Source organism: Microcystis sp. M53602_WE12 (genome assembly GCF_030065455.1).
In the GTDB taxonomy this organism is placed as follows: Bacteria; Cyanobacteriota; Cyanobacteriia; order Cyanobacteriales; family Microcystaceae; genus Microcystis; species Microcystis aeruginosa.
On the sequence record NZ_JASJFB010000290.1, the window covers coordinates 1 to 2,058 of the forward strand.

General features: G+C 40.5%; 2 protein-coding genes and 1 pseudogene. 2 read left to right on the top strand and 1 reads right to left on the bottom strand.

All coding sequences use genetic code 11. From position 1 onward, the window contains the following. A pseudogene (locus PX482_RS10400) lies at positions 1-371 on the bottom strand (photosystem II q(b) protein); the annotation flags it as partial. Positions 372-556: 185 nt separating this feature from the next. On the opposite strand from PX482_RS10400, the gene cynS reads away from it, so the two are divergent. Together cynS and PX482_RS10410 are read left to right on the top strand one after the other, a co-directional pair. Further along, a complete protein-coding gene (cynS, locus tag PX482_RS10405; protein ID WP_002761093.1) occupies positions 557-994 on the top strand; it encodes a cyanase in 438 nt (145 codons plus the stop codon). 418 nt (positions 995-1,412) lie between these two features. Next, positions 1,413-1,610 (top strand): hypothetical protein, encoded by a 198-nt coding sequence (locus PX482_RS10410; RefSeq protein ID WP_002761095.1) that lies wholly within the window; start codon positions 1,413-1,415, stop codon positions 1,608-1,610. The last annotated feature ends 448 nt before the right edge of the window (positions 1,611-2,058 follow it).

Sequence of the window (2,058 nt, forward strand, 5' to 3'; positions counted from 1 at the left end):
AAGACACCTAGTAAGAAGTGGAAAATGACTAACTGGTAGGGACCACCGTTGTATAACCACTCATCTAAGGAAGCTGCTTCCCAGATGGGGTAGAAGTGGAGTCCAATCGCGTTGGAAGAGGGAACAACTGCACCGGAGATGATGTTGTTTCCGTAGAGTAGAGAACCGGCTACAGGCTCGCGGATACCGTCGATATCTACGGGAGGAGCGGCGATAAAGGCGATGATGAAGCAGGTGGTGGCGGTGAGCAGGGTGGGGATCATGATGACACCGAACCAACCGATATAGAGACGGTTGTTGGTGCTGGTGATCCACTGACAGAACTGCTCCCACAGGGAAGCGCTCTCGCGCTGTTGTAGAGTGGTGGTCATGGTTGGATAATTTCTGTATGTATTAGGTTGTCAAGGTTCGTTGTTTGACATGAGTTAATACTATCGGCTTTTTATAGTTATGTAAAGGGGTTTTAAGGAATGTTTTTTTATCAATGTCATAACTTTTACTTATATAACTGATGTTCAGGTAAACTAGAAGCAGACAAATTCTGCAAAAATAAGCGATGATACCCGAAATTACTGCAAAACTATTGGAAGCGAAGAAGGAAAAAGGCCTCAGTTTCGCTGACCTAGAAGCGATTCTAGGGAGAGATGAGGTGTGGATTGCCGCTGTTTTTTACCGGCAAGCGAGCGCCTCCCTAGAAGAAGCAACGAAAATTGTGGCAGCTTTGGGACTGGGAACCGAAATCGTCGCATCCTTAACCGAGTATCCTGTCAAGGGATTGGGTCCTGTTGTCCCCACCGACCCCCTGATTTATCGTTTCTACGAGATCATGCAGGTGTATGGAATGCCGCTAAAATCGGTGATTCATGAAAAATTCGGCGATGGTATTATGAGTGCGATCGATTTTACCCTCGACGTGGATAAGGAGGAAGACCCTAAAGGCGATCGCGTTAAAATTACCATGTCGGGTAAGTTTTTATCCTATAAGAAGTGGTGAGTCCGGCCAAAGTCAACGGCAAGGAATAGAAATTCCTTGCCGCTCTTGGTATTTTTCTTAACAAAACTTAACAATTGACGGCAAAATTTTCCTTGCTTTTGTCGGCAGATTTTGGGATAATATTTTTAAAAGACTTTATTCATAATGGAAATCTAAGCAGTTGGTGATAAACACAGATATCCGATTATAAGAGAATCATAACCCAAGCCGCCGCAAAAGTCAAGGTATCTCTCCTAATTATGCTGTGAAACTTCTAATTCCTTGAGCGGTGAGGGTTTGGGGAATTATGAATTATGAATTATGAATTGGGGAGTGGGAAGACAGTAAACTGATATAGTCATTTCAGATAAGTCTGATACGCTCTAGACCGATGAAACCCTGATTAACTCTAGCATTGATATTCTCAATCTTAATTGAAATGACTATAACTGCCAATTCAGACTTCAATTGGCGATGTTATATTGAACATTTTCAAGAAGAAGGCGCACCGCAAAGCGGATCTCTGCGAGATCGCTGTTTTTTTACCGCTTATGAAACTAACATTATTGTTCCTTTAAAATCTTTGAGGATTGAGGTAGAGATGGCAGATGTTTATAACAAAGTAATCTTTAGTTAAAGCCTTAAATATGGAGCTTTTGTTATCATTAGAATATATAAATATTCGTCATTTTAAAAAAAAATTAGCGTAGGCAATGATTAATAGAAAAACTGAAGACTTGTGCAAGTTGTTGTGAACAAGTTACCTCCGCTATTCGGCGAAGATTAACCATAACGATAGCTCCAAAAAACATTATATTAACAAGAAATGGTGAATAGGGAACTCCGAAATATGAAGAAGCAGCAGATAAAAAAAGATGTGCCACAAAATATGATACTATAACAAGCAATAAATCAGTTAAAATCGTGGATATATCTAAATTTAAGCCTAGTACAGGTGTTATAGCATAACTTAGAATAGTCAAGCTAGTAAGTACCTAGGCAAAATTAATTACATACTCGCCTCCAAAATTGTCCAGCACTTTTTTAACGTAAGCGAGGAGGCTCTTTCGGTCTTTATAGGCGCT

Bases quoted from the DNA above. Each gene is read 5' to 3' on its own strand.
- cynS (WP_002761093.1), top strand. From the start codon at position 557: ATGATACCCGAAATTACTGCAAAACTATTGGAAGCGAAGAAGGAAAAA.
- PX482_RS10410 (WP_002761095.1), top strand. From the start codon at position 1,413: ATGACTATAACTGCCAATTCAGACTTCAATTGGCGATGTTATATTGAA.